Origin of the sequence: uncultured Bacteroides sp. (assembly GCF_905207245.1) — a bacterium.
Lineage (GTDB): Bacteria > Bacteroidota > Bacteroidia > Bacteroidales > Bacteroidaceae > Bacteroides.
In genome coordinates this window covers 1-4,696 of the sequence record NZ_CAJLKP010000158.1, presented here as the reverse complement: position 1 = coordinate 4,696, position 4,696 = coordinate 1, and the positions used below count along the sequence as shown (strand labels likewise).

2 protein-coding genes and 2 pseudogenes are annotated in these 4,696 nt (G+C 48.9%); 3 read left to right on the top strand and 1 reads right to left on the bottom strand.

Going from position 1 to position 4,696, the window contains the following annotated elements; translation table 11 throughout:
* The first annotated feature begins 142 nt into the window (after positions 1 to 142).
* Positions 143 to 2,731, top strand: a complete 2,589-nt coding sequence (locus tag QZ135_RS24455; RefSeq protein ID WP_294615688.1) for a DUF5686 and carboxypeptidase-like regulatory domain-containing protein — start codon at positions 143 to 145, stop codon at positions 2,729 to 2,731.
* 46 nt (positions 2,732 to 2,777) lie between these two features.
* Complete coding sequence (locus QZ135_RS24450) at positions 2,778 to 4,046, top strand: replication-associated recombination protein A (protein WP_294615686.1); 1,269 nt, start codon at positions 2,778 to 2,780, stop codon at positions 4,044 to 4,046.
* Between the two features lie 86 nt (positions 4,047 to 4,132).
* Here QZ135_RS24450 and QZ135_RS24445 read toward each other — a convergent pair.
* Positions 4,133 to 4,270, bottom strand: a pseudogene (locus tag QZ135_RS24445) (nucleotidyltransferase domain-containing protein); the annotation flags it as partial.
* Positions 4,271 to 4,415: 145 nt separating this feature from the next.
* Here QZ135_RS24445 and QZ135_RS24440 point away from each other — a divergent pair.
* Positions 4,416 to 4,696 (top strand): annotated as a pseudogene (locus QZ135_RS24440) (D-2-hydroxyacid dehydrogenase); the annotation flags it as partial.

The following is a 4,696-nucleotide window of genomic DNA, read 5'->3' as shown; positions in this document are numbered from 1 at the left end:
CAGCCTTGATTTTTTCTTTGGTATCTTTCTTTTGCATCAAGGCAAAAGAAAGTACATATCCCCAAGTACATATACTTTAGATTATATTTGTTTCTTTTTTAACCTTAAATTGTTACCTTTGCAGCCTCATACTGACTTAAATATGAAACAAAAATATATAACTTTCATCCTTTTTCTGTTCTCCTTACTCGTCGCGCATAGCGCATCCGCACAGATAAAAGGTGTCGTTACCGACTCCCTCACCAACGAACCGTTAATGTACATCACCGTTCAATACGAAGGAAAAGGCGTGGGTGCCATCACCAATGCCGAGGGAGAATACGTGGTAGAAACCCGTAAAGGCTGGAATGACCTTACATTCTCCGCCATCGGATACAATACTAAAACCGTCAGACTGCAACCCAACACCAAAGTACTGAACGTGAAACTGGCACCGGCCGACGTCATGCTCTCCGAAGTAGTGGTGAAGCCCCAGAAAGAGAAATACTCACGCAAAAACAATCCTGCCGTGGAGTTCATGAGGAAAGTCATCGAAAACAAGAAGCAACTGAAGCTGGAAACCAATGACTACTACGAGTACAGGAAATACGAAAAGATGAAGATGTCCATGAACGACGTCACCCCCGAGAAGATGGAGAAAGGTATCTACAAGAAATTCTCGTTCTTCAAAGACCAGGTGGAATTATCCCCAAAGACCAACAAGATGATTCTCCCTATCTCCATCAAGGAGACGGCTTCGCGCACCATCTACCGCAAAAGTCCCAAGAGCGAAAAGACCATCATCGAGGGTATGAACTCCAGCGGCATTGAAGAATTCTTCAACACCGGAGACATGCTGGGAACCATCCTCACCGACGTCTTCTCCGACGTGAACATCTACGATGACGACATCCGCCTGTTGCAACGCCGCTTCGTCAGCCCCATCGGACGAGGGGCCATCAGTTTTTACAAATACTACCTGATGGACACCATCATGGTGGACAAACAGGAATGCGTGCACCTCACCTTCGTTCCGCAGAACTCACAGGACTTCGGCTTCACAGGTCACCTCTACGTGGTGAAAGATTCCACCTATGCCGTGAAGAAGTGCACCATGAACCTGCCCAAAAAGACCGGTGTAAACTTTGTGGACAACCTCGACATCGTGCAACAATTCGAACAGATGCCGGACGGCAACTGGGTGCTGACTGATGACGACATGACCGTGGAACTGCAATTCGTGAGAGGCTTGCAAGGCCTCGAAGTGCAGCGCACCACGAAATACAGTGATTACAAATTCGACGAGATAGAACAACGGCTTTTCCGTTTGAAAGGCAACGTCATCAAAGAAGCCAACATGCTCAACAAGAGTGACGATTATTGGGCACAAGTCCGCCAGGTTCCCCTCACCAAAAAAGAGAGTAACATGGACGTCTTCATGAACCGCATTGAGCAAATCCCCGGTTTCAAATACGTCATCTTCGGTGCAAAAGCCCTGATTGAGAACTTCGTGGAGACGGGTACCAAGAAGAACCCGAGCAAGTTCGACTTCGGGCCTATCAACACCACCATCACCAGCAACTACGTGAACGGCACGCGTTTCCGTCTCAGCGGTATGACCACCGGTAACCTCGACCCCCACTGGAGTTTCAGCGGATATGGCGCCTACGGTACGAGAGACAAGAAATGGTTCTACAAAGGACAGGCAGCGTATTCGTTCAACAAGCGCGAATATGTGTTGTGGGAATTCCCCAAGCATTACCTGGCTTTCGATTACAGCTACGACGTTATGTCACCCATGGATAAGTATCTCTCGACGGATAAAGACAATATGTTCGTCGGCTGGAAGTGGACCAAGGTAGACCAGATGTCGTACATGCGCGACGCTACCCTGACCTACGAACTGGAGACCAATGCCGGCTTCTCCATCAAAGCCATGGCACGCCACCGCAACGATGAACCTGCCGGAGGCGTACTGCAATACTGGAAAAACGACGGTAACATCGCCGGTTCATGGGACGATACGAATACCTTCGTAAAGGACATCACCACCACCGAACTGGGCGTCACCCTGCGTTATGCTCCGGGTGAAACATACGTCAATACCAAGCAACGCCGTGTGCCCGTATCGCTGGATGCACCGATATTCTCCCTCTCCCACACCATCGGTCTGAAAGGCGTGCTGGGTGGCGAATATAACTTCAACCTCACCGAAGCCAGTGTCCGCAAGCGTTTCTGGTTCGGCTCATGGGGTAAACTGGACATCACCGCCCGCGCCGGAGCGCAGTGGAACACCGTACCGTTCCCCCTGCTGAACCTGCCCATGGCGAACCTTTCATACATCACCCAGCACAACGAGTCATTCAGCCTTATCGATAACATGGAGTTCCTGAACGACCGTTATGCCTCTCTTGCCCTGACGTATGACATGAACGGAAAACTCTTCAACCGTATCCCGCTCCTCAAAAAGCTGAAATGGCGCGAAGCTTTCCGCATCCGTGGTATGTATGGCACGCTGACAGACAAGAACAACCCGTACAAGAGCCACAACAGCGAACTGTTCCTCTTCCCGATGCGCGATGGTGTGCCCACCAGTCACGTAATGGGTAGCACTCCCTATCTGGAAGCCAGCGTAGGTATCTACAACATCTTCAAACTGTTGCATATCGAATACGTTCGCCGCCTCACTTATACCGACATTCCGGGAGTGAAGAAAGGTGGCATCCGTTTCATGATATTAATGATTTTCTAAAGAACCACGAATTCATCATTCTCTTATTTTTAATTTTTAATTTAAAATGACCCCATTAGCAGAAAGGCTTCGCCCTAAAACCTTAGACGAGTACATCGGTCAGAAACATTTAGTAGGACCGGGTGCGGTGTTGCGTAAAATGATTGATGCAGGACGTATCTCTTCATTCATACTATGGGGGCCTCCGGGTGTAGGCAAGACCACTCTGGCACAGATTATAGCTAACAAACTGGAAACCCCGTTCTACACACTGAGCGCCGTGACCAGTGGTGTGAAGGATGTGCGCGAAGTGATAGAGCGCGCCAAGAGCAACCGCTTCTTCTCACAGGGCAGTCCCATCCTGTTTATTGACGAAATCCACCGTTTCAGCAAGTCACAGCAAGACTCACTGCTCGGTGCCGTAGAGCAAGGTACTGTTACACTGATAGGCGCCACCACAGAGAACCCTTCCTTTGAGGTTATCCGCCCGTTGCTGTCCCGTTGCCAGCTCTACGTGTTGAAGTCTCTAGAGAAAGAAGACCTCATGGAATTGCTGCAACGTGCCATCGCCACCGACCATATACTGAAGGAACGTAAAATCGAACTGAAAGAAACCACCGCCATGCTTCGCTACAGTGGCGGAGACGCGCGTAAGTTGCTCAACATACTGGACCTTGTTGTCTCTTCCGAAGCAAACGACCCCGTTATCATCACTGATGCAACCGTCACCGAGCGCCTGCAACAGAATCCCCTTGCCTACGATAAAGACGGAGAAATGCACTATGATATCATCTCCGCTTTCATCAAGTCCATACGCGGCAGCGACCCCGACGGTGCCATCTACTGGCTGGCCCGCATGGTAGAGGCCGGAGAAGACCCCGCCTTCATTGCCCGTCGCCTCGTTATCTCCGCTTCGGAAGACGTGGGACTGGCAAATCCGAATGCTTTGCTTATCGCCAACGCTTGTTTCGACGCCGTCATGAAAGTGGGCTGGCCCGAAGGACGCATCCCACTGGCAGAAGCTACCGTCTATCTTGCCACAAGTCCGAAAAGCAACTCCGCCTACATGGCTATCAACAGTGCCCTGGAACTTGTACGCGAAACCGGAAACCTGCCTGTTCCTCTACATTTGCGCAATGCGCCCACCAAACTGATGAAACAACTGGGATACGGTGATAACTATAAGTATGCGCACGATTATCCCGGCCATTTTGTCAAGCAGCAATTCCTGCCCGATGAATTGAAGAACCGCCGTCTCTGGGAAGCACAGGACAATGCTGCCGAACAGAAACATGCAGAAAGGATGAAAGCGTTGTGGGGGGAGAAATACAAGTAATAAGAGCTATTCCAGCTCTTTAATCTTTTTTTGAACCACCGGAAGCATTTGAGGAATATCTTTCTCTATTGTAGAGAAGACAACTAAATATCAACATCGCTATGTTCCGTTTGCTCCCCACGAGCCACAGAGCCGAATATTCCTAAGCGACTAAAACCATATTTATGAGCATTAGCTTGTTTATACAACTTCAATAATTCTAATATTTCCGAAGTAGATTTCATATTCCTACAAGTTATATCTATATAAAGATAGGAAGAAAGCAAAGCAATCTGCGGCAAAAGAAAACACACCAACAAAATTTCTCATTATTTCCATAATGAGAAATCTTTTCCCTAAATTTGCATACTCACTTTAAATATATACAAAATGAGAATTGTAGTATTAGACGGTTACACAGCCAATCCCGGCGATTTATGCTGGGATAAATTGAAAGAGTTAGGCGAGTGCACAATCTACGACCGCACTGCCCTCGGCGAAGTTCTTGAACGTGCTGCCGGTGCAGAAGCCATCCTTACCAATAAGGTAGTAATCAACAGCGAAACAATGGCCGCCCTGCCCGATCTGAAATATATCGGCGTGCTGGCTACCGGTTACAACGTGGTAGACACCGCCGCCGGCCGCGAACATGGCATCAACGGGACCAATAT